Source organism: Pseudomonas sp. P7759 (assembly GCF_013386445.1).
In the GTDB taxonomy this organism is placed as follows: Bacteria; Pseudomonadota; Gammaproteobacteria; order Pseudomonadales; family Pseudomonadaceae; genus Aquipseudomonas; species Aquipseudomonas azotoformans_A.
Map to the genome: position 1 here is coordinate 171336 of NZ_JACART010000006.1, position 22366 is coordinate 193701.

Sequence of the window (22366 nt, forward strand, 5' to 3'; positions counted from 1 at the left end):
GCCAACCCCATGCTGCTCGCCACCCTGATCCATCGCGCCAGTCTACCCTGCCCGCAAGTAGGCCCCGACCAGGCGGCTCAACTGCTTGAGCAGCATTACGGCCTTACTGGCACGTTGCAATCATTGGGCAGCCAACAAGACCTCAACTACAAAGTCGACAGCCCTCGCGGTCGGTTTGTTCTGAAAATCTGTCGAGGTGACTACGCTGCCGTTGAACTGCACGCCCAACACGCCGCACTCAATAGCCTGCAGGCTGTACGCGTACCCAAGGTCATCAAGTCTTTGACAGGAGAGGAGTTGTTGACCCTGACCCTCGATGGCCAGACCCTGCACGTGCGGGTGCTGGGCTATATCGATGGCCACCCGTTGACCCATCTGCCTCACCTGGGGCGCAGGGTGATCGCCGGGTTTGGTGACCTGTGTGGGCGCATGAGCCAGGCGCTGGCGCGGTTCGAGCATCCGGGACTGGACCGCACGCTGCAATGGGACCCACGCCACGCGCAGGCTTTGATCACGCATCTGCTGGCGACGCTGGACAATCTTGCGCACCGCCCGGCATTGGAGCAAGTGGCCGAGCAGGTCGAAAAGCGTATCCGCCCCCTGGCCGATCACCTGCCGTGGCAAGCAGTGCATATGGACATCACCGACGACAACGTGGTGTGGCAACGTGATGCTCAACGTCATTGGCAACTTCAAGGCGTGATCGATTTTGGTGACCTCGTGCACACCTGGCGCATTGCCGATCTGTCGGTGACTTGTGCGGCATTGCTGCACCACGCCGACGGCGATCCCTTTGCAATCTTGCCGGCGATCCAGGCGTGCCACGCGGTGACGCCGTTGCAGCACGAAGAATTGCAGGCGCTGTGGCCGCTGATCGTCGCCCGTGCGGCGGTGCTGGTGTTGAGCAGTGAGCAGCAGCAACGCCTGGATCCGGATAACAGTTACCTGCTGAAAAACGCCGAGCATGAGTGGGAAATCTTCCACGTGGCGACGTCAGTGCCGTTTGAGTTGATGGAGGCGGCGATTCTGGGGTGTGTCGGTCTGGCGCCCGCACCGATCGCCAGCCAGGGTTTTGCGCCCTTGTTGCCGGGTTTGGTAGGGCGCGAGTTCGCGTTGATCGACCTGGGCGTCCTCAGCCCGCATTTTGAGGCTGGAAACTGGGAGCAGCCCGGCATTGATCAGCGCCTGTTACAGGAAGCAGCGGCGGTGCATGGCCTGGCGGCGAGTCGCTATGGGCAATACCGTTTGTCGCGTACCGAGCCCGACAGCGCGAATGAGCCAGAGACGTTCCCGCTGCATGTCGAACTGCACGTGCCGTTGGGTACCTCCGTCGAAGCACCATTTGCGGGTGTTGTGCAAACGGACGCCCACGGTGAGTTGCAGGTACACAGTAGCGAGGCACGCGTGCGGCTATGGGGCGTTAAAGCACAGTTGCAGCCAGGTGCTGCGGTGCTGAAGGGCCAGGTGATCGGTGAGGTCGAAGGCCCGCTCACCGTGCAGCTATGCCGTGCTGATGTACCCGCACCGCTGTTCTGCACACCGTCCCGTGCACAGGCTTGGCAAACGCTGTGCCCATCGCCGGCCGCGTTGCTGGGACTGGCCTGCGATGCCGAGCCCGAGCTGGACCCCGAGGCCCTGCTGGCCCGTCGCGACGCCAGTTTCGCCCGTTCGCAAAAGCATTATTACGTCGACCCGCCGCGTATCGAGCGTGGCTGGCGCAACCACCTGATCGACATGCAGGGCCGTTCCTACCTGGACATGCTCAACAACGTCGCAGTGTTGGGCCACGGCCACCCGCGCATGGCGGCGGTGGCGGCGCGGCAGTGGTCTTTGCTCAATACCAACTCGCGCTTCCACTACGCGGCGATTGCCGAATTTTCCGAACGTTTGTTGTCGCTGGCGCCTGAAGGCATGGACCGGGTATTCCTGGTCAACAGCGGCACTGAGGCCAATGACTTGGCGATCCGCCTGGCCTGGGCCTTCAGCGGCGGGCGCGACATGCTCAGCGTGCTGGAGGCTTACCACGGCTGGTCGGTGGCGGCGGATGCAGTTTCCACGTCGATTGCCGACAACCCCCAGGCATTGAGCAGCCGCCCGGACTGGGTGCACCCGGTGACCGCGCCCAATACCTATCGCGGCGAGTTCCGTGGACAGGACAGTGCGCCGGATTACGTACGAAGCGTGGAACACAACCTGGCGAAAGTCGCCGCGAGCAAACGCCAACTGGCGGGTTTCATCTGCGAGCCGGTGTATGGCAATGCCGGTGGTATCTCGTTGCCGCCGGGCTATTTGCAGCAGGTGTATGGACTTGTCCGCGCCCAGGGCGGCGTGTGCATCGCCGATGAAGTGCAAGTGGGTTACGGCCGGATGGGGCATTTCTTCTGGGGCTTCGAAGAACAGGGCGTGGTGCCCGACATCATCACCATGGCCAAGGGCATGGGCAATGGCCAGCCGCTGGGCGCGGTGATTACCCGGCGTGAAATCGCCGAGGCGCTGGAGGCTGAAGGGTATTTCTTCTCATCGTCGGGCGGCAGCCCAGTGAGTTGCCGCATTGGCATGGCGGTGCTGGATGTGATGGAAGAGGAAAATCTATGGGAAAACGCCCAGGTAGTTGGCGGGCATTTCAAGGCAAGGTTGGAGGAACTGATTGATCGTCATCCATTAGTCGGTGCCGTCCATGGTTCCGGTTTTTACCTCGGACTGGAGTTGGTACGCGACCGGCAAACCCTGGAACCCGCCACCGAAGAAACCACGTTGCTGTGTGATCGCCTGCGGGAGCTGGGGATTTTCATGCAGCCCACGGGTGATTATTTGAACATCCTCAAGATCAAGCCGCCGATGGTCACCTCCCGGCGTAGCGTGGATTTTTTCGTCGACATGCTGTCGAAGGTGCTCGATGAGCAACTGTGATTAATCGATTGTTATCGGCTAACTATTGTAATATTCACCCGCTATCATCTCATGTAGCTTCTAAAGCCGATTTTTATCCGTTATAAAATCGGCCTTCACCCCCCATTCGGAGTCCTGATCGCCATGACCACCCTGCACAGCACCCCCCGCGCCGATGGCTTCCACATGCCTGCCGAATGGGCGCCACAGACCCAGGCCTGGATGATCTGGCCGGAGCGCCCGGACAACTGGCGCCTGGGTGGCAAACCCGCGCAGGCCGCTCATGTGGCGGTGGCCAAGGCCATTGCGCGTTTTGAGCCGGTCACCGTGGCGGTTTCCGCCGGTCAATACGAAAACGCCCGCGCACGCCTGGATGTGCCGAATATCCGCGTGGTCGAGATGTCCAGCGATGACGCCTGGGTGCGCGACACCGGCCCAACCTTCGTGATCAACAACACTGGCGAAGTGCGCGGCGTGAACTGGGACTTCAACGCCTGGGGCGGTTTTGATGGCGGCCTGTATTCGCCGTGGAACCGCGACGCCCAGGTCGGCGGCAAGATCCTCGAAATCGAACGCGCACCGCGCTATCGCACCGAAGGCTTTGTGCTGGAAGGCGGTTCGATCCATGTCGACGGCGAAGGCACCCTGATCACCACCGAGGAATGCCTGCTCAACCGCAATCGCAATCCGCACCTCGACCGTGCCGAGATCGAGGCGGTGCTGAGTGCCAACCTGGCTGTGGATAAAATCATCTGGCTGCCGGACGGTCTGTTCAACGACGAAACCGACGGCCATGTGGATAACTTCTGCTGCTACGTGCGCCCAGGCGAAGTGCTGCTGGCCTGGACCGACGACCCGCAAGACCCGAACTACGCGCGTTGCCACGCCGCCATGGACGTGCTGCAAAGCAGCACCGACGCCCAGGGACGCCCGTTCACAGTGCATAAAATGCCGATCCCTGGCCCGCTGTACGCGACCGAGGATGAATGCGCGGGTGTCGATCCGGTTGACGGCAGCCAGGAGCGCAATCCGACCGTGCGGTTGGCCGGTTCCTACGTCAACTTCCTGATCGTCAACGGCGGCATCATCGCGCCGAGCTTTGACGACCCGCTGGACAGCCAGGCCAAGGCCATCCTGCAGGACCTGTTCCCGCAGCATGAAGTGGTGATGGTGCCGGGCCGCGAACTGTTACTGGGTGGCGGCAATATCCATTGCCTGACCCAACAGCAGCCAGCGCCGCACAAAAATTGAGTGCGGTTGTAACATCGCTATGAGGACGAACCGGCGCTGATCGGTTCAGGTGTCCACAACAAGCCCGCGACCCAGACAGGTCGCGGGCTTTTTTGTGTCCAAACGCCTATGGGCCCGAGACATTGGCATAGCTCTTGTATCGCCGTTGTGACAGTAGCTCAGGGTCATGACTGCGCAGTTCTGTCATAAACCTTGAGTAAGTTAGCCGCTCACGCAGTAGGAGAGAGCGCTGAAATGAATGCCGATATCAACCTGATGTACACGCGCACGTTCCACCCTTTGCGGGTGAACGGCGACGCGATCCATGCGCTGGCGCTCTGGTTGAAGGAAAACGGCTCGCGGCAGATCAGGCAACCGACTGACTTGCGCAGCGTGATGAGTGAACGTTACCCGGCGGGGTTGTTCAGTGAGGATGAAGTGCACGCGCTGTGTGAGTTAATGAATAACTAAAGGAACACCGAAATCAAATGTGGGAGCAGGCAAGCCAGCTCCCACACGGACCGCGTTCTTCAGAAGCTGTAGGTACCTGTCACCACCAGGCTACGTGGCTCTCCCGGCTGAATCTGCGCCACACTGGTCGCCGATGCGTAGTAATTTTTATCCGCGATATTGTTCAGCGCCGCCCTCACGTCCCATTCCTTCTGCCGGAACCCGGCCAGCGCATCCCAACGGCCATAACCCGACAACACCACGGTGTTGAGGCTGTCGGCATAACGGTCGCCCACCAGCGTCAGGCCGGTTTCCGCGTACCAGCCCATTTCCGGCTTCCAGGTGATGAACAGGCTGGCATTGCGCTTGGCCACATCGCTGACGCGCTTACCTTCGAAGCCGTTGTTGTCCTTCTCGACCTTGGCATCCTGCAGGCCGACACCGCCGCGTACATACCAATTGCCAACGAGCTTGCCGGTGGCGGTCAGCTCCACGCCCCGTGAGCGCTGCAAGCCGCTGAGCAGGGTGATGGTGCGGTCCAGCGGGTCGCTGGTGCGGCGGTTGTAGAGTTCCAGTTCGTACACCGCCAGGGTGGTGCTCAGGCGGTCGTCGAGCCAGTCGCTCTTGACCCCGATTTCCTTCTGCTTGGTCAGCTCGGGGCTCAGGTCGTTGACGCTGCCGGCAGCATTCGGGGTGATACCGATCAAGCCGCCGCCCGCAGGCGAGAATGTCTTGCTCCACGACGCGTAGAACGAGTGGTGCTCCAGTGGCGTCCACACCAGGCCGAAACGCGGGCTGGTGCTGTGGCTTTTGACAGCCTGCTGGGCGTGGGTCAGCTTGTTCTTGGTGTCGACTTCGAAGCGGTCATAACGCAGGCCTGCCAGGACTTGCCATTGATCATTCAGGCGCAGTTGGTCCTGTACATAAAGTGCGCGGCTTTCGACTTCGGTGTGATTGTTGCTCGACACGCTCATACGGCCGGTGTGGCTGAGGTTACGGTTGGGCTGGTTGAGGTCCAGGCTCGGCACGGCCTGGCCGCCTCGGCTGACTGCAGTGGCGGTATACAGCTTCGGATCGCGGCGCTGGCTGCCCAGTTCGAGGCCGGTGAGCAGGCGGTGCTCCAGGCCGTAGGTGCTGAAGCCACCTTCGAGCTCGACGTTGTTGAAGATATTGAGAGTGGTGAGGTCTTGCTGCCAGCGTTGGCGTGTGACGCTGTTGTTCGCCGGCACGTAGGCGGTTTGGTAGGTGTTGTCGAAATCACTGTCGAGCTTGAACACACCGAGTGTCTGGCGCAGTTGCCAGTTGTCGTTGAGTTCATAAGCCAGTTTGGAGCGCAGCGACTGGGATTTGTCGTCAATGTAGTCGCGGTTATCAAAGTAGGTGGTGCTGCGGCTTACGTCTGCTGGTCGGCCGTTGACGCCGGGAATGCCACGATCTGGCGTGCGGTTGTAGCGGCTGTATTCATATTGCACCAGCCAGTTCAGGTCTGGCGTGAGTTGCCAGCTCATGGACGGTGCGAACAACTGGCGATTGCCACTGACGCCGTCGCGGAAGCTGTTGTTGTCCTGGTTGCCCATGTTCAGGCGCAGGCTGATGTTATCGGTGGGGTCGGTGCTGAGGTCGGCGTACAAACTGCGCAAGTCGTTGCTGCCGCCTTGTGCCTCGATACTCGATTTATGCCCGGCCATAGGCAGTTTGCTCACGCGGTTGACGATCCCTCCCTGACCGCCTCGCCCGTAAAGCACAGCTGCTGGTCCCTTGAGCACTTCGATGCGCTCGATGTTGTGCAGGTCGCGCACATATTGGCTGTCGTCGCGAATGCCATCCAGATAGAAGTCGTTGCTCGCGTCGAAACCGCGGATGCGCAAGCTGTCGAAGCGCGTGTCGGCGCCGCTGCTGACGTTGGGAATGCCGCTCAACGCCTGGCCCAGGTCATTGGTGCCGTAGGACCGCAGGCTTTCGGTCTTTACCGAGTCGATGGCCTGGGGCACATACCGCACGGGGGTGGCGGTGCGGGTGGCGGTGCTGGATTCCTTGACGCGCGGATCGTCTTCATCAGCTTCGGCGCTGATCGACGTTTCGGGCAAAGTCGTGGCCGCACAGGCAAAACCGGCAGACAGCAGAACAGAAAGCCCAAGGGTGATGGGCGTCAGGCGAGGGGCAGGCATGGAGAAATGTATCCGAATTGTTTGGGAGGAAATTGCGCGTTAATGGTAATGCTTTGCATTTGCGCGCGTTATCCGTTATCAAACGTATCGGCTTTGAAATGTGTTACTAGATGTGTTTTTTGCCGTTTTGGATGCGGTTTCTTGTCGCTAACAGAACCGCTGTAGGCGCTTGCTTAGAATTATTTCGCCTAAATACAGACGATTCGCGAAATTGACACATAGTTCCGGGCGCGACTAGGATTGCGCCCAACGCCTGTGGCTAACCGCCATGACTCATCCAATAAAAAAGGCCCGCGGCCTGTTAAGTCGTCCGCGGGCCTTCTTTTTTCCGGAATCAGTCGACACCAGAAAAAGCAACACGGAGCCTGGTGTCACAGCGCGTACTCAACCAGGAATAAGGAATACAAGAAAATGTTGAAGCAACGGATGAGTCTGATCGCTCTGGGGATTTTGAGCGCATCGACAGCAATGGCAAACGACCAGGACCAGTCCAAGGGTTTTATCGAAGACAGCCACCTGAACATCGCCGCACGTAACGCCTACATCAGCCGTGACTACAAAAACGGCAAGCAAGACAAAGCCGAGTGGGGCCAAGGCTTCATCGGCAAGCTCGAATCCGGTTTCACCCAAGGCACCGTCGGTGTGGGTGTGGACGTGATCGGCCAATACGCTATTCGTCTGGACGGTGGTAAAGGCCGTGCTGGCGCCGGCGGTATCGACTTCTTCAAACCGGGTAATGGCACTGCCAACAACCCTGGCTCGGCACCCCACGACCTGGCCAAGGGCGGCGCTGCCGTCAAATTCCGCGTTTCCAACACCGTGCTCAAGTACGGTGATCAGTTCCCGGCCGTGCCTGTGCTGCAGTACGACAACTCCCGTCTGTTGTCGGAAACCTACACCGGTACCTCGATCGTCTCCAAAGAGATCGCCGGTCTGCAACTGGACGCGGGTCACTTCACCAAAGAAGCCCGCAAGAGCATGGAAGGCACCGACAGCGGTCGCCTGAAAAGCATCGACTACATCGGTGGTAGCTACAAATTCACCGAAAGCCTGTCGGCTGCGCTGTACGCCTCCGACATGCAGGACGTGCTGAAGAAGCAATACGTCAACGTCAACTACGTGCTGGCCCTGCCAGAGAAGCAGTCGCTGACTTTTGACTTCAACGGCTACAAAACCAAGCTGGACAAGAGCTTCGCGCTGGAAAACCAGAAAGACGAAAACGCGCGTGACAACAAAATCTGGAGCCTGGGCGCCACGTGGGCTGTTGGCCCGCACAGCTTCACCGTCGCTCACCAGCGCAGCACCGGCGACACTGGCTACCTGTACGGCGGCTACCGCAACGCTGGCGGCATCGGCGACGGTGGCAACACCATCCTGCTGGCCAACTCCTACTGGTCCGACTTCAACGGCAAGGACGAGCGTTCCTGGCAGCTTGGCTACGGCATCGACTTCGCCACCTTCGGCGTACCAGGCCTGACCTACAACGTTGCCTACGTTCGCGGTACCAACATCGACGACGGTACCAACCGTGGCGATGGCACCGAGCGTGAAATCTGGAACCAGTTCAAGTACGTGGTCCAGAGCGGTCCAGCCAAAGACTTGAGCCTGCGTGCTCGCGCCTCTTGGTTGCGTGTCTCCAACAACGCTGACCAGTACAACGTAGGCGGTAACGAAATCCGTCTGTTCGCCGACTACCCGATCAACGTTTTCTAATTGATCCGGCGTCGCGCCTGATTCCAGGCGATAAAAAACCCCGACTGGTTCGGGGTTTTTTTATGCCTGGCATTCCATCGCGTCTTGTTACACCGCAGTACGAATGAAGTACCCGGCCCCACCTTTATCCCCTCCCGACGCAAGCCTAAATTGGCCCCACTGCCAGCCCATCACCCTGATGGCCGGCCACTGGAGTCATCGCCATGCCTTTTGTCAGCCTGCGCATCACCCGTGACGGCGTTACCCCGGAGCAAAAAGCCCAGGTCATCGCCGAGTTCACCGAAACCCTCGAACGCGTCCTGCACAAACGCCCGGACCTGACCCACATCGTCATCGAAGAAGTCGATACCGATAACTGGGGCTACGCCGGCATCACCACCACCGAATACCGCAAATCCCAAGCCTGAATCCCTACTGGAGAACCCTCATGAAAAAAGTCGTCATCATCACCGGCGCGTCCCAAGGTATCGGCGCCGCCGTGGTCCAGGCCTACCGCGCCCTCGACTACCGCGTAGTCGCCACGTCGCGCTCGATCCAGCCGTCCAGCGACCCGGATATCCTCACCGTCGCCGGCGACATCGCCGACCCGGCCACCGCCCAGCGCGTCATTCGCGAAACCCTGGCCACCTTCGGGCGCATCGACAGCCTGATCAACAACGCCGGTATCTTCATCGCCAAGCCGTTCACGGCCTACACCCAAGAGGACTACGCCAATGTGCTCGCGGTGAACCTCAACGGTTTCTTCTACATCACCCAACTCGCCATTGCCGAGATGGAAAAGAACCACGCCGGCCACATCGTCAACGTCACCACCAGCCTGGCGGACCACGCGATTGACGGCGTGCCGTCGGTGCTCGCCAACCTCACCAAGGGCGGCCTGAATTCAGCGACCAAGTCCCTGGCGATCGAGTACGCCAAGCGTGGCATCCGGGTGAACGCGGTGAGCCCAGGGATCATCAAGACGCCGATGCACGGCGCAGACACCCACGCTGCGCTGGGGCAATTGCACCCGGTCGGGCATATGGGGGAGGTGAGTGACGTCGCCCAGGCGATCGTCTACCTGGAGAACGCCGGGTTCGTGACCGGCGAAATTCTGCACGTAGACGGTGGGCAAAGCGCCGGTCACTAAAGGTCAGGCTTTGGCCGGCGCCAGTTTTTTGCAGTTGTCTTTACGTGCCGGATATTGCTCACACTTGCGCAGCACGGTTTGTACCTGCTGCGCATTTTGCATTTGCTGGTTGGCCAACAGTTTCTCGGTGATGAACAGCTCTTCTGAGCCGAGGTGGCGCTCCGCCTTGTCGATCATCGCCAGCGCCGACTGCCCATCCCCGCGTTTGAGGTGATAGCTGATCATCAGGTCGTAGGTGGAGGGGCCCGCCAGGCTCCAGTCCTTGATCGCTTGCAGTTCCTTCAGCGCATCGCTGTTCCGGCCCTGGGCCAGCCGCACGGTGTAGGCGGTGCGCCGGATGCCTGGCTGATCTTTGACGGGGGAGGCCAAGGCTTTGCGGATGAATCCATCAGCGTCCGGGACTTTGTTTTTTTCCAGGGCATCGTTGGCGAAATAGGCATCCTTGTAACCCTGCATGGCCTTCGCCACTTGCGGGGTGTTCTTCATTTTCGTCCAGCTTGCAGTGCTGACGCGGGCGCGGCGTTCCTGCCGATATTCGCGTTGCAGGTACTGGCGTAACTCGGTATCGCGATCGGTTGCCGACATATGGGAGCGATTGAAGTACTGGGCCGTCGCAGTGATGCTGGTGGTCAGGCCGCCTTTGACCAGCACATCCAGTTCCTGGGTAAACCGGTTCAGGTTGAACTGCTGCAGCGAGTCTTGCATGGCATCTTTACGTGCGGTCAGAAAGCCCGTGAGCAACGGTTTCTGCTTGCCCTGAAAATCGTTGAGGCGCTCAAGGCTGTGGGTGGCGGCACGGGGCGCATAACCGGCGCGGATCATCAAGTCAGTGCCGAGCAGGTCGGCCTGGTCTTCCTGGGTGCGGCCCCAGGCGGTGCTCCAGACATGGTCGGAAAACGTGTTGGCCAGCGCGGTATACAGCACGGTATTGCCGATGGTCTTCTGGGTGCCGGCCGGGTCTTTGCTGAACAGTTTCATCGTGCCGGAACTGCGATCCACGCCCGTGTCGGCAGCCATGGTGGCCAGCGCGACCGTGGAGGCGACCGTGGTGAACATCTCTTTCTGCTGCTGGAAGGCGGCCATGCGGTCGTGGTGGTGCAGCAAGACGTGGCTCATCTCATGACCGAGCATCGCGGCAATTTCGTCTTCGCTCCCCACGTTATCCAGCATGCCCAGGGGCACGAACACATTTCCGTAAGGGTCAGCCGACGGGCCGAAGCTGTAGCTGTCGGTGATTTTTACCTGCAAGACCGGCAACTCGCCCGGCCAGCCCTTGGACAAGCGCGTGACAATGCCCTGCAGGTACACCTGCAGCATCGGAATATCCACCAGGTTCTGCTGGCGGGCCTCGGCGGCGGGGACTGCGCGTCCGTCATAGCTCAAGCGTTGTTGGCTCTGGCGTTGCGGGTCGAGTTTGTAATACGGGCGCACGTCTGTGTTATCCACATAATGGCCCTGGACCCGGGATTGGGTCGAAGGCCCCACCAGGTTCATGAACGCCTGATCGGCGCCCTTCAACGTCGCGCAGCCACTGAGTAGCGTGCTTGCCAGCAGGCTGGCCGCCCATAGAGATCCTTTCACCGAAGCGCTCCTTGTTATTGATTACAGCCGGCACCAAAGCCAATGGTGGAGTTGTTGCGGCTGTCTTTGGCCTGGCTTTTGGTCAGGCCTTGGCAGGGAAGATCCACCACGTTCAGCGGCGGCTCGATGCGCAGGTCCATGGTGTCCAGCCAGACCTTCTGGCCGGCCAGTTCCACCTGCACCAAATCCAGCGCCTGGTTGTACTGCAACACCGGCAAAGGCTGCGTAGGCGTCTCTTGCTTCGATAACTCGCGCTGTTGTTTACCTTGCTCATCCAGCACCGCGACCGGGTCGGCGAGGAAGGCCTTGATGCTGTGGGTTTCCGCCCAGGCGCCCTGGGTAAAGAGGGTGGCGAGCAACACAATGAGGCTTCTGTTCATCCTTGGGTTCCTTGAGAAAGACATCTGAGTGGCCCCTCAGCGATCGCGGTCGAAGAAGGCTTCGATCCGTTCGCTGAACAGCACCAATGACAGCAACACAATGCCCAGCACGTTGACCGGGGTGATGTGGTTGACGCTCAACAGCACACTCACCAGGACAAGTACGGACATCACCAATAGCCACGACGGGCACGGTGAAGAAAAAAATCGGATTTCCCTGCGGCGCCAACGGCTCCAGGTGCGGTGACCCGCCAGTCGTCGCGCATGCAGCGCCTTGAGCACGGCGATCAGCGCCAACAAGACAAGCTCCAGCAGGTCCAGCCAATTGAAGGGCAGGCCGGGAAAGTTGCCGGGCTCGTGGGCGTAGTCCATGCCTGAGTTGATCAGGTTGTCCAAGGCCATGGCGTGCAGGTACACGCCCGGTAGTTGGCCGTGAACCGGCGATTCAACCAGGTCGCCCGTGGAGGTGATATTGGCGCCGACCAGGACCAGGCGGTTGCGCAACAACTCGGTGAGCAAGGCTTGGTCTTGCGGGTCGCTGACTTCCAAGTCGCTGGCTGACACGGTCAGGGTATAAGGGCAGCGGGCCTGGGCAGAGTCGTCGAGTTTCCAGAACACCGCCTGGAAAAACTGCGCGAGCCCATCCAGGACAAAGTGCCGCGCCGAAGCGCAGTGGCGCACATCGGCAATACGCGCCTGCTCTGGAGCCAGCTTCAGCCCCCACTGCACGGCGATAGGCTGCAGCTGTGCGGCGGTTTGGGCATCCACCGGCGGCGACGGGCACTCTTGCGTCCTACAGTGCTCGCGGTAGAGCGCCATGGCCGGCGTTTCCATCAGCCCGAGTGGCGTTTGAACTGCCAACGGGTACTGATCGCCCACGCCTTCCCAGGCCACCAGGCCTGGGCTACTGACCTCGGCGAAGGGTTGCAGTGTGTTGGCCTGGCCCGCCTCGCCTCGCACGACGCCGGTATTGGCCAGCCACAGCGGGATGCCCTGGCGCTGATATCGCTCGAACACATTTGCCAGTAGCTGACTGCCCCGCGCCGGGTCGCCAAAAGAATGGTCATGGCTATACAGCAAATCGACGAAAACAGCCTTGGGCTTGTACGCCAGCAAGCGTTTGAACAATTTGCTTTGCTCGCCGTAGGGCATCGGCCAAGAGGTGCCGTTGCGCATCAAGTAGGCATCATCGATCACCACTACCGCCACGCGTTGTTGACCTTCGCTGGAGTAGTGGCTTGCGAACATCCGGTTCAGCCACTGAGCTGACGCCTTGTCGCTGGAGCTGGCCAGGCCGAAAGGGTCCAGGATCGCCAGTAGCACGATGATTGCCGCCAGCCAGTAGCGGCGGTGATTGAAAAGCGCAGGGGTCGACAAATCCATGTCTCGATAAAAAGCACAAGCAAGGCAGGGTTTTTAACGGAGCGAGGAGGGGGTGTCAATGAAAAAGGTGGCTAAGTGCCATAAGTGTGTGGCGCGCCCGCTGACTAAGCATTGTCCTCCCTTGGAGAGCGCCCGAAATAGGCTTTGTAGGCGCGGCTGAATGCCGCTTCAGACTCATAGCCAATCGCGAAGCCAACTTCTCCGATGCGGGCGTCCTGTTTGGACAGCATGGTTTTTGCCAGTGCCAGCCGCCATTCATTCTGATAACGCAACGGTGAGCGTCCTACCAGTGTGCTGAAGCGGTCGCAGAAATTCGACCGCGACATGCCCGCCATCTCCGCCAGGGCATCGATGCGCCACTGCTTGCCAGGCGTTTCGTGAATGACTTTAAGTGCCCGGGCGATCCGCGCATCCGACAACCCACCCAGCCATCCGAAAGCAAGCCCCTGGTGCACCCAGGTGCGCAGGATACGGATTACCACCAGGTCGATCAGCCGCGAAATCATCAATGCCCCACCTGGCTGCGTGTCGTGGGCTTCAAGCAACATGAAATGCAGGATGCCTTCCGACCAGGCGGCCGCGTCGGCATGCTGGATATGGATCAGCCGCGGCAGGGCAAACAGCATGGCCTGAAAGCTGCTCGCATCAAACCAGAAGCGGCAGATGACCACGGTGGCGGCCCCCTCCACTGCCGTCATCACCAAGCCCGCGGGGCTGTGGGGCAGCAGGATGACATCGCCCTGGTTGAGTGTTTTTGGCGGTTGGCCGGCAATCTCCAAACGCAGTTGGCCTTGCTGAAGCACACAGATGTGAGCGCTTTTTTCATCGAGTTCCAGGGGCTGCGCTTGCGCCAGCGTGCAGGCATAAACACGGTCACCCGTCAGGCGGATCTGCGCCAGGACCTGGGACAGCAGATCCCCTTTGGCCAAACCTTCGAGTTGCATTTCTGGATGAATGATCAAGTTTTCCAAAGGATCCATCATGTCGCGCCGACCCCATCCTGATTAAGCTGAGGCTCGAGATCATAGCGCGCCGCCGCCGTCTGGATGCACGTTTTCAGCGCCGCTCGTCTATGCACAACATCCAATTGCATGGGAACACTCAAATGTTCGGAATCTCCCCCCTTGGCTGGCTGCACACCCTCGGCAGCCTGCCGGCCGTTCCACTGGCCGCCTATATGTTTATCAAACACGGGCGCATTGTTCCTCGGTCGGTGCCGGGGTTGTTCTACTTCGTGTCGATGTTGATCGGTGGCTTGACGGTATTTCTGGTCGCGCATCAACCCGTCAGTCCTGTGATCGGTGTCATTACCCTTGCGCTGCTGTTGGCGGGCTACGGAGTCGAGTACGTCGTTTGGCTGGGAAGAGCGCGCGCGTACCTGGAAACCGTTTTCTTGAGCCTGACCGCGTTCTTTCTGATGGTGCCCACCGTATCCGAAACGCTGCGTCGTGTGCCGGATGGCCACCCTTTCGTGACCGATCTGAAATCCCCGGTACTGCTTGGCGCGCAAGCGATTATCGCCGTGATGCTGGTGGTTGGCCTGGCCGTACAGATGGTTCATTTGCGCAGAAAGGCGCGCCTTATCGCCAGCCACTGAAACTCAGCAAGACCTCCCCGCCAGTAAAGCCATTCCCCTCGGTATCCTGTATGCCGCCCGCAAAAATCCTCGGACGTCCTTGCCTTTTAGTGTGCTGATTGTGCCGCACGCTACAGGGCAAGTTCGGTCGTGCGGCGTGACCTGTGATCAATTAGTGCCGTCAATTAAATGACTTATTTTTGACTGAAACTGCCGTTTGGCGGCAAGTAAGACAATGCGTTGACAGTCTCTTGCGGATCCAACATTATTCGCGACGATTTTGATGGCTCTAAGCCATTAAAATGACATTAGCGACGCGCATTCGTCCCATGCTGTGGTTCTTCAAGATTCAGGGATAAGGCGGCTTGGACTCGGATGGCCAGGCGATGTTGGTCAGGGTAGCCCTTAAACACTGTCACCTTCAATTTGCGGGTCCGCTTCTGCGTGCCTGCGCTCGAGTCTTTAGGAAGCAAACTTCATGGCTGTAGGACGAATTCTGGTTACGGGTGGTGCAGGTTTTATTGGGTCACATCTGGTAGAGGCTTTGCTGGGTAAAGGCTACAAGATTCGCGTATTGGACAACTTGTCGACCGGTAAGGTGGCTAATCTGCCCGCCGGGAACCCAGAACTCGAGCTGATGATAGGTGATGTCGCAGACAGCGCCGTGGTCGAGCAGGCCATGCGTGATTGCAGCGCCGTCGTGCATCTGGCTGCAGTGGCGTCGGTGCAGGCCTCGGTAGACGACCCTGTCGCGACCCACCAGGCCAATTTCGTCGGCACGCTCAATGTGTGCCAAAGCATGCTCAAGGCAGGCGTGGCGCGCGTCGTGTTTGCCTCCAGCGCTGCGACCTACGGCAACAACGGCGAAGGCACAGCCATCGCCGAGGACACCCCAAAGTCCCCGCTGACGCCTTATGCCAGCGACAAGTTGGCCAGTGAGTACTACCTGGACTTCTACCGTCGCGAGCACGGCCTGCAACCGGTGATATTCCGTTTCTTCAATATCTTCGGTCCCCGTCAGGATCCGTCTTCGCCGTACTCCGGTGTGATCAGCATCTTCACCGAGCGCGCGTTGGCGGGTAAGCCGATTACCGTATTTGGTGACGGCGAGCAAACCCGCGATTTCGTCTACGTGCAGGATCTGGTGAGCATCCTCGTCCAGGCAGTCGAGACTCGCGAACCGGCACCTGAAGCAATCAACGTAGGGCTTAGCCGCTCGACCAGCCTCAACGACCTGATCGCCGAACTGGGCAATGCCACCGGCACCCCGTTGAACGTGACGTACCAGGCGCCACGCCAAGGCGACATACGCCATTCGCGCGCCGATAACACCCGTCTGTTGGAGCGTTTTGCACTCGCGCAACCGACATCCATCGGTCAGGGTTTGGCGCAGCTTTTGCGCAGTTTGTAGTTCGCCGGTCACTTCGCCCGACGTTTACGCAGTATTGGCTCAGTCATCTTCAAGAGTGAATTATGGAAATCGTTTTCCGCAGGACGCGTGTCCGCGCGATCGCTGAGCGGCTGTTCGCCGCTCTTGCCTTATTCGTCGGTGGGCCGGCTGTGCACGCTGCTGCTTTATCCCAGCCGAGCAGCGTAGCTTTCTGGTACGCCGAGCAACCCCCGCTGCCGGAACTGTCGCAGTTCGACTGGGCCGTGGTCGAGCCGGGCCACATGACGCCCGCCGATGTAAAGACCTTGCGGGCGCTGGGCAGCCAGCCGTTTGCCTACTTGTCCATCGGTGAATTCGATGGCAACAAGGCCGAGGTCGAGAAAGCGGGGTTGAGCAAAGCGGTTTCCCCGGTGCGCAACGACGCCTGGAACAGCCAAGTGATGGACCTCACGTCGACGGCCTGGCGCGAGCATCTGTTCGGGCGTGCCAAGGCGCTGGAAGCGCAAGGCTATGCCGGCCTTTTCCTCGATACGCTCGACAGCTTCCAACTGATGCCCCAGGCCTCGCGCGAAAGCCAACGCGTCGGCCTGGCCAGCTTGTTGCGGGAGCTGCACAAGCGTCAGCCAAACCTGAAGCTGTTCTTCAACCGTGGTTTCGAAGTGTTGCCCGAGCTGGACGGCGTTGCCGCCGCCGTGGCAGTCGAGTCGATCCATGCCGGTTGGGATGCTTCCGCCAAACGCTATCGCCCGGTGTCCGAGTCTGATCGCCAGTGGCTCGAAACCCACCTGCAACCGCTACGCGCCAAAGGCGTGCCGCTGGTGGCCATCGACTACCTGCCACCGGAGCGTCGTGAAGAAGCGCGCAAACTCGCCAAGCGTCTGCGCGATGAAGGTTTCATTCCCTACATCAGCACTCCCGACCTCAACACCCTGGGCATCAGCAGCATTGAGGTCCAGCCGCGTCGCATTGCGATGATCTACGATCCACGCGAAGGCGCGCTGGAGGATGCTGCCGGCCATAGCAACCTGGGCGGTTTGCTGGAGTATCTTGGCTACCGTGTCGATTATCTGCCCGCCAACAGTGACCTGCCGCTCTACGGTTTCAGTGGCTTGTACGCGGGCGTAGTGACCTGGATGACCAGCGGCCCACCGCAGGATGCGCCGGCGTTCAATCGCTTTATCAATGCACGCCTGGACGAACAGGTCCCGGTGGTGTTTTTCAGTGGCTTGCCGGTTGAAGACAAATTGCTGCTCAAGCGCCTGGGCCTCAAGCGGGATGCGCCGCCTGCCACTCAAGTGTTGACCGTCACCCACCAGGACAAAGCCTTGCTGGGTGCATTCGAGGCACCGGTGGTGCCGCGCTCGCGCGATCTGGCAGCGGTTTCTGTATTGCCCAACGGCCCAACCCCGGCGTTGTCCTTGAGCGGTGCCAATGGCGCCGTTTTCAACCCGGTGGTGGTCGGCAAATGGGGCGGCATTGCCCTTGCGCCTTACCTGCTTGAAATCAACAACGAGCGCAGCCGCTGGATTCTCGACCCGTTCGCATTCCTCCAGGCCAGCCTGCGTCTGCCGGCGCAACCGCGACCGGACACCACCACCGAAAATGGCCGGCGCATTGCGACCGTGCACATCGATGGCGACGGTTTCCCCTCCCGTGCCGAAGTGCGCGGCACGCCCTACGCCGGTCGTCACACCCTGGACGACTACATCAAGCCCAACCCGTTCCTGACGTCGGTGTCGATCATCGAAGGCGAGATCTCGCCGCGCGGTGCCTTCCCGTTCCTGGCGCGTGAGCTTGAGCCGATTGCCCGTGAGATCTTCGCCAACCCTAAAGTCGAAGTGGCCACGCACACCTACAGTCACCCGTTTTTCATGCAGCCGGACAAAGCCAAGAAGCGCGAGAACTTCAACCCGGAATACGGCTTGAACATGAAAATCGCCGGCTACGACAAAATCGATTTTCGCCGCGAGATCTTTGGTTCGCGCGACTACATCAACCAGAACCTGACCACCCCGCAAAAGCCGGTGAAAATGGTGTTCTGGCCAGGCGATGCACTGCCGTCCTCGGACACTCTCAAGCTGGCGTATGACGCCGGCCTGAAGAACGTCAACGGCGCCGAAACCATCATGACCAAGGCCAACCCGTCGCTGACCGGCCTCAACCCTTTGCTGCGTCCGACGCCTGGCGGGTTGCAATACTACGCGCCGATCATCAACGAGAACCTGTACACCAACCTGTGGAAAGGCCCGTACTACGGGTTCCGTGAGTTGATCGAGACTTTCGAACTGACTGACAGCCCGCGCCGTCTGCGTGGCCTGCACCTCTACTACCACTTCTATTCCAGCACCAAGCAGGCGTCGATCAAGGCCATGCACGAGATCTACGGCTACATGCGCGAGCAGCAACCGATGTCGTTGTGGATGAGTGACTACGTCGACCGTCTGCATGGCCTGTACCAGTCGAGCCTGGCGCGTACGGCTGACGGCGCCTGGCAGATTCGCGGGATGGACGCACTGCGTACCGTACGCCTGGATGCGCAAATGGGCTGGCCGGACTTGCTCAACTCCCAAGGCATCGCGGGTGTACGCGACTTGCCGCAAGGGCGCTACGTTGCCCTGAGCAGTGACCGGGCGTTGCTGGTATTGCGTGCCGACAGAGACCCCCGACCTGCACTGGAGGACGCCAACGTGCCGTTACTCGATTGGCGTTATTTGGACGATCGTCGCGTGAGCTTTTCCTTCGCCGGTCAGTTCGACCTGACCTTCTCCGTGCGCTCGGCCACCGCCTGCCGCGTGGAAGTCGATGGGCAACGATTCGCGGGCAAGGCTTCGGCCGGCCTTTGGACTTTTCAACTTCCTATGAAGCAGGTGAGTAATGGTCAACTCCTCTGCAACTAAAAGCAGCCGCCTGCTCAATCCATGGGCATTGGCGGTGGTCGCGGTGGCCGTGGGCGGCTTGCTGTGGGCAACCTTCCAGCGTGAAGAAGTGTTCCAGCCCGACGGGCGTGAACCCGACGCCGTGTCGGCCAACTATGCCGAGCTGTTGCTGACGGCGCACCCGGAGGACGACCACTTGCGTTTGCAACTGGTCGACCTGCTGATTCGCCTCGGTGACTACACCAAAGCGCGGCAACACGTGGATGCCTGGCCCAAGCCACAGCCGGAAATCCAGGCCTACTATCGCCTGGAACTGGATGCGCTGATCGCGGCCAGTGGCAACGACTTGATCGCGCAACAGGCGTTGGTCGAGCGTTTGCAAAGCTTCGATCATCGCAAGCTGCCGGTGGCCCAGCTGCAAAACCTGGCGAAGCTGGCGTTGACCCTGCAGGCGCCGGCATTTGCTGCCACGGTGTTCGAAGAGATCGCCGGGCGTGACCCGGCGCAACATACCGAGGCGCTCAAATCAGCCGCGCAGTGGTACCTGGCGGGTGAGCAACCGGCGCGCGCCGCAGACATCTATCTGCAACTCAAGCGTGAAGCCCAACAACCGAGTGAGCGACGGGAATACGCACAACTCGCGTTCAACAGCCTGCTCTCGGCCGGCCGTGACGAGCAGGCCGCGCAAGTGCTGGCGGATGAGTTGCCCCAGCTGAAGAACCCGCAAACCGACGTGGCATGGCTGGAGCAAGGCGTGGATATCGCCGTTGCGACCAAGCAGTTCGACTTGGCCCAGCGTGTGCTCCAGCAGTGGCATGACCTGGAGCCTGATAACCGCAAGATCCTGGTCAAGGAATTCCAGGTGCGTTTGTCTATCAATGATCTGGCGGGTGCATGGGAAACCGGTCAAGAGTTGGTCATCGATTACCCGGATGACACCGCGTTGCTGGAGCAAATGGCCAAGCTCGGTGAGTGGCGCGGCGATAACGAGGCCGCGCTGGACTACTGGATTCGCCTGCTCAAACTCAAGGAAGACGCAAAAACCCGCGAGCACGCCTGGCGTCTCGCCAGCCTGCAATTCGACTTTGCCCGCTCGATCCCGCTGCTCGCTGAGATCATGCAGCAGCGTCCGCTCACGGATACCGAACTGGATGCGTTGATCTACGGCCATGAATCACGCGGCACTCCCGCTGAAGCCGAGTCCTGGTTGCGCACCTACCTGCGCAAGTACCCGGCCCATCGCCTGGCTTGGACACGCTTGTTGCAGAATCTGGAAAACACCGGACAGTTCGCGGCCAAAGGCAAGCTCTACAAGGACTATGCCAAACGCTACAAGCTGACCACCGCCGAATTGGTCGATTGGGCCAGTACGGAAATGAAGCTGTTTGATGAGCAAGCGGCCTGGGAAGTGGTGAAGTCGGACGACGCCTCCATCGATGACCCTGAGTACTGGCGCACCCGTGCGGCGCTCGCTTGGGACCTGGAGCGCGACGAAGACTTGCGTGTCTCCCTGGAAAAGCTGCTGTCCCTCAACGGCAAGCTGACCAGTGGCGACGAAAGCCAGTTGATCACCCTGTATCGCACCAGCGATCCCCAGCGCGCCTTGAAGTTGATGGTCGACAGTTGGCACCGCGCCCAGGACCCGCAACGGCTGGTCGAGGCGCTGCAACTGGCCCAGGAGCTACAGGAATGGGACCAGGTCGTGGCCCTGCTGGAAGACGCCAAGAAATATCCGGCGGCCTACGAGCAAGCGCAGGTCCTGGCGGTACGCGGTGCGTTGGCAGTGGAGCAGGGCGATACTGCCGAGGCCGAGCGTCTCTATCTGCTGGGCTTGTCGCGCTACCCGGATGACAACCTGTTCCGCGAGCGCTTGACCTGGCTGTACGTCGACCAGGCCGACACGGCAAAGCTCAAGCCTCTGCTGACCAAGTGGCGTGCCTATGCACGGGAAGACCGTCTGCTCTGGCTGCCGTTCGCCAGTGCCAGCCAGCTATTGGGGCGCGATGCCGAGGCATTGGCCTGGTATCGCCTGTACCTCAAGCTCAGCCCGAACGACTGGCTGGTGCAGGCGGCGTATGCCGACGCACTGGAAACGTCCGGGTACCAGGACGCCGCCCAGCGCCTGCGCTTGAAGTTGCTGCGCAGCCCCGAAGCCGACAATCTGCAACCCTCGTCCCAGCGCTATGCGATCTGGCTGCGCCTGATGTCGAGCAGCTACTCGCCGCAAAAGGCCCAGCAAGAATTGCTGAAGTGGAAAGACGGTTCGCCGTCAATGAAACAGCTGTGGTTCGAGCGCCTGCTGGCCCGCCTGGATGCGACCAACCAGCAAGCGCAGAAAGACGACTGGCTGGCCTGGGCGCGTACCCAAGGTCTCAAGGTCGACCGTTACGAGCAGATCCAGGAAGCCTTGCGCAGCCGTAATAAAGCCCAGGTTGAAACCCTGTTGGCCAGCAGCGACCTGAACCCGGCGCAGCGTGCACAAGCGCTCAGCCGTTTGGGCCGTACCAACGAGGCCCTGGAAACCAGCCTGTCTGCACTGGGCGACGACCAGCAGGATTCGGTAAACGAGCAACTGCGTCGCCAAGCGGTGGAGATCCACGAAGCCACCCCGCAAGGTGCCTTGCTGTCGTATCAGAAACAGGACTTCGGTGGCTTGTCGTTTGACTCGCCGCGCCTGGAAATCGCCCACAACCTGGGTGACAACTGGTACGCCGATGTCGAGATGGAACACGGCAACTATAAAGGCGACGACGTCATCTCTTCGCGCATCGGCGACGAGAGCAACGCGGCCCTGACCTTGGTGCGCTCGGTGGAAAACGGCAGCTGGAAGCTGTTCGCCGACACCAGCCAGCGCAAGGACGACGACCGTAACGGCCTGGGCCTGTCGCGCATGTGGCAGTTGGGCAACAGCCACCAGATCGAAACCGGCCTGGACTGGCATCGCAAGAGCGACGACAGCGGCCTGATGCGCGCTTTCGGCCAACAGGACCGCGCCTGGGTCGGCGGTCGCCATGGCCTGACGGCACGGGACCAATTGAGCTGGGAAGTGGCACAGCGCTCGTTCTCGACCCGTGCCGGCGACTCGTTGGGCAATGGTCATGCGCTGAAGGTGGAGCTTAACCATACGCTGGAATTCGCCGGGCCTAACTGGACGGTGCGCAGTGGCGTGGATTACCAGAAGAACAACGTGAAGGATCGCAACCTGGACTACCTCTCCAGCGATTTCAAAGGACCGATTCGGGTGCCTGATGTCGCGCCGCCTGAGCCTGGTGATCCGATCGAGTTGCAGACCATCCCGTCGGGCGACCTGCTGCAAAGCCGCTACGGCCAACTCTACGTCGGCACGTCCTGGCGTCGCGGCATCCCTGGCGCGCTGGTGCGCAGCAAGCCGCAATACACCTGGCTGGTGGACATGACGGCGGGCTGGCAGTGGACCGACCAAACCTTCAACTATGGCATCAACACCGGCGTCGGCTTCGAAGTCCTGGGTGACGACGAACTGGCCCTCACCTTCGGCTACCAATCTGCGCCACAGGGCGGGGATGGCAAGTCCGGCGGCACACTGGGTATGAGCTACGGCGTGCGTTTCGGGCGCTGATTA

At 60.4% G+C, this 22366-nt stretch carries 15 protein-coding genes; 10 read left to right on the forward strand and 5 right to left on the reverse strand.

All coding sequences use genetic code 11. The features are described 5' to 3' along the window. Positions 1 to 9 precede the first annotated feature (9 nt). The 3 genes from HX823_RS06735 (at position 10) to HX823_RS06745 (ending at position 4590) form a co-directional block, all read left to right on the forward strand. Positions 10 to 2910, forward strand: a complete 2901-nt coding sequence (locus tag HX823_RS06735; protein WP_177074454.1) for an aminotransferase — start codon at positions 10 to 12, stop codon at positions 2908 to 2910. A gap of 123 nt (positions 2911 to 3033) precedes the next feature. After that, positions 3034 to 4140, forward strand: coding sequence for an agmatine deiminase (gene aguA / locus HX823_RS06740; protein ID WP_177074455.1), 1107 nt, complete (start codon positions 3034 to 3036; stop codon positions 4138 to 4140). A gap of 234 nt (positions 4141 to 4374) precedes the next feature. After that, complete coding sequence (locus HX823_RS06745; protein WP_038842134.1) at positions 4375 to 4590, forward strand: hypothetical protein; 216 nt, start codon at positions 4375 to 4377, stop codon at positions 4588 to 4590. Between the two features lie 59 nt (positions 4591 to 4649). On the opposite strand, the gene HX823_RS06750 is transcribed toward HX823_RS06745, so the two are convergent. Then, positions 4650 to 6737, reverse strand: coding sequence for a TonB-dependent siderophore receptor (locus HX823_RS06750; protein WP_177074456.1), 2088 nt, complete (start codon positions 6735 to 6737; stop codon positions 4650 to 4652). 411 nt (positions 6738 to 7148) lie between these two features. Here HX823_RS06750 and HX823_RS06755 point away from each other — a divergent pair, with 411 nt between their 5' ends. The 3 genes from HX823_RS06755 to HX823_RS06765 all read left to right on the forward strand — a co-directional run bounded on the left by HX823_RS06755 (position 7149) and on the right by HX823_RS06765 (position 9579). Then, the gene (locus tag HX823_RS06755; RefSeq protein WP_095014293.1) at positions 7149 to 8450 is read left to right on the forward strand and encodes an OprD family porin; all 1302 of its coding nucleotides are present in this window, start codon (positions 7149 to 7151) and stop codon (positions 8448 to 8450) included. A 203-nt stretch (positions 8451 to 8653) separates the two neighbouring features. After that, on the forward strand, positions 8654 to 8857 hold the full coding sequence (locus tag HX823_RS06760; RefSeq protein ID WP_016979078.1) for a 4-oxalocrotonate tautomerase family protein: 204 nt from the start codon (positions 8654 to 8656) through the stop codon (positions 8855 to 8857). A 20-nt stretch (positions 8858 to 8877) separates the two neighbouring features. Then, complete coding sequence (locus HX823_RS06765; RefSeq protein WP_177074457.1) at positions 8878 to 9579, forward strand: SDR family NAD(P)-dependent oxidoreductase; 702 nt, start codon at positions 8878 to 8880, stop codon at positions 9577 to 9579. 3 nt (positions 9580 to 9582) lie between these two features. Here HX823_RS06765 and HX823_RS06770 read toward each other — a convergent pair whose 3' ends face one another. The 4 genes from HX823_RS06770 to HX823_RS06785 all read right to left on the reverse strand — a co-directional run bounded on the left by HX823_RS06770 (position 9583) and on the right by HX823_RS06785 (position 13906). Then, positions 9583 to 11160, reverse strand: a complete 1578-nt coding sequence (locus HX823_RS06770) for a M48 family metallopeptidase (RefSeq protein WP_038842125.1) — start codon at positions 11158 to 11160, stop codon at positions 9583 to 9585. A 14-nt stretch (positions 11161 to 11174) separates the two neighbouring features. Then, the gene (locus HX823_RS06775; RefSeq protein ID WP_038842122.1) at positions 11175 to 11540 is read right to left on the reverse strand and encodes a hypothetical protein; all 366 of its coding nucleotides are present in this window, start codon (positions 11538 to 11540) and stop codon (positions 11175 to 11177) included. A 36-nt stretch (positions 11541 to 11576) separates the two neighbouring features. Beyond that, on the reverse strand, positions 11577 to 12923 hold the full coding sequence (locus HX823_RS06780) for a CHASE2 domain-containing protein (protein ID WP_177074458.1): 1347 nt from the start codon (positions 12921 to 12923) through the stop codon (positions 11577 to 11579). A 104-nt stretch (positions 12924 to 13027) separates the two neighbouring features. Next, complete coding sequence (locus HX823_RS06785; RefSeq protein WP_177074459.1) at positions 13028 to 13906, reverse strand: AraC family transcriptional regulator; 879 nt, start codon at positions 13904 to 13906, stop codon at positions 13028 to 13030. Between the two features lie 122 nt (positions 13907 to 14028). Between HX823_RS06785 and HX823_RS06790 the strand changes: the two genes are divergently transcribed. The 4 genes from HX823_RS06790 to HX823_RS06805 all read left to right on the forward strand — a co-directional run bounded on the left by HX823_RS06790 (position 14029) and on the right by HX823_RS06805 (position 22363). Further along, positions 14029 to 14520, forward strand: coding sequence for a hypothetical protein (locus HX823_RS06790; protein WP_177074460.1), 492 nt, complete (start codon positions 14029 to 14031; stop codon positions 14518 to 14520). A 457-nt stretch (positions 14521 to 14977) separates the two neighbouring features. Continuing rightward, positions 14978 to 15910, forward strand: coding sequence for an SDR family NAD(P)-dependent oxidoreductase (locus HX823_RS06795; protein WP_177074461.1), 933 nt, complete (start codon positions 14978 to 14980; stop codon positions 15908 to 15910). 62 nt (positions 15911 to 15972) lie between these two features. Then, positions 15973 to 18786 (forward strand): bifunctional glycoside hydrolase 114/ polysaccharide deacetylase family protein, encoded by a 2814-nt coding sequence (locus HX823_RS06800; protein ID WP_038842109.1) that lies wholly within the window; start codon positions 15973 to 15975, stop codon positions 18784 to 18786. Continuing rightward, positions 18764 to 22363 (forward strand): tetratricopeptide repeat protein, encoded by a 3600-nt coding sequence (locus HX823_RS06805; protein WP_177074462.1) that lies wholly within the window; start codon positions 18764 to 18766, stop codon positions 22361 to 22363. Before HX823_RS06800 ends, HX823_RS06805 begins: the two co-directional genes overlap by 23 nt. Positions 22364 to 22366: the final 3 nt, after the last annotated feature.

Coding starts and splice junctions, on each gene's coding strand:
- HX823_RS06775 (WP_038842122.1), bottom strand. CDS start 11,540: ATGAACAGAAGCCTCATTGTGTTGCTCGCCACCCTCTTTACCCAGGGC.
- HX823_RS06795 (WP_177074461.1), top strand. CDS start 14,978: ATGGCTGTAGGACGAATTCTGGTTACGGGTGGTGCAGGTTTTATTGGG.
- HX823_RS06785 (WP_177074459.1), bottom strand. CDS start 13,906: ATGATGGATCCTTTGGAAAACTTGATCATTCATCCAGAAATGCAACTC.
- HX823_RS06805 (WP_177074462.1), top strand. CDS start 18,764: ATGGTCAACTCCTCTGCAACTAAAAGCAGCCGCCTGCTCAATCCATGG.
- HX823_RS06750 (WP_177074456.1), bottom strand. CDS start 6,737: ATGCCTGCCCCTCGCCTGACGCCCATCACCCTTGGGCTTTCTGTTCTG.
- HX823_RS06790 (WP_177074460.1), top strand. CDS start 14,029: ATGTTCGGAATCTCCCCCCTTGGCTGGCTGCACACCCTCGGCAGCCTG.
- HX823_RS06755 (WP_095014293.1), top strand. CDS start 7,149: ATGTTGAAGCAACGGATGAGTCTGATCGCTCTGGGGATTTTGAGCGCA.
- HX823_RS06780 (WP_177074458.1), bottom strand. CDS start 12,923: ATGGATTTGTCGACCCCTGCGCTTTTCAATCACCGCCGCTACTGGCTG.
- HX823_RS06800 (WP_038842109.1), top strand. CDS start 15,973: ATGGAAATCGTTTTCCGCAGGACGCGTGTCCGCGCGATCGCTGAGCGG.
- HX823_RS06760 (WP_016979078.1), top strand. CDS start 8,654: ATGCCTTTTGTCAGCCTGCGCATCACCCGTGACGGCGTTACCCCGGAG.
- HX823_RS06735 (WP_177074454.1), top strand. CDS start 10: ATGCTGCTCGCCACCCTGATCCATCGCGCCAGTCTACCCTGCCCGCAA.
- HX823_RS06745 (WP_038842134.1), top strand. CDS start 4,375: ATGAATGCCGATATCAACCTGATGTACACGCGCACGTTCCACCCTTTG.
- aguA (WP_177074455.1), top strand. CDS start 3,034: ATGACCACCCTGCACAGCACCCCCCGCGCCGATGGCTTCCACATGCCT.
- HX823_RS06765 (WP_177074457.1), top strand. CDS start 8,878: ATGAAAAAAGTCGTCATCATCACCGGCGCGTCCCAAGGTATCGGCGCC.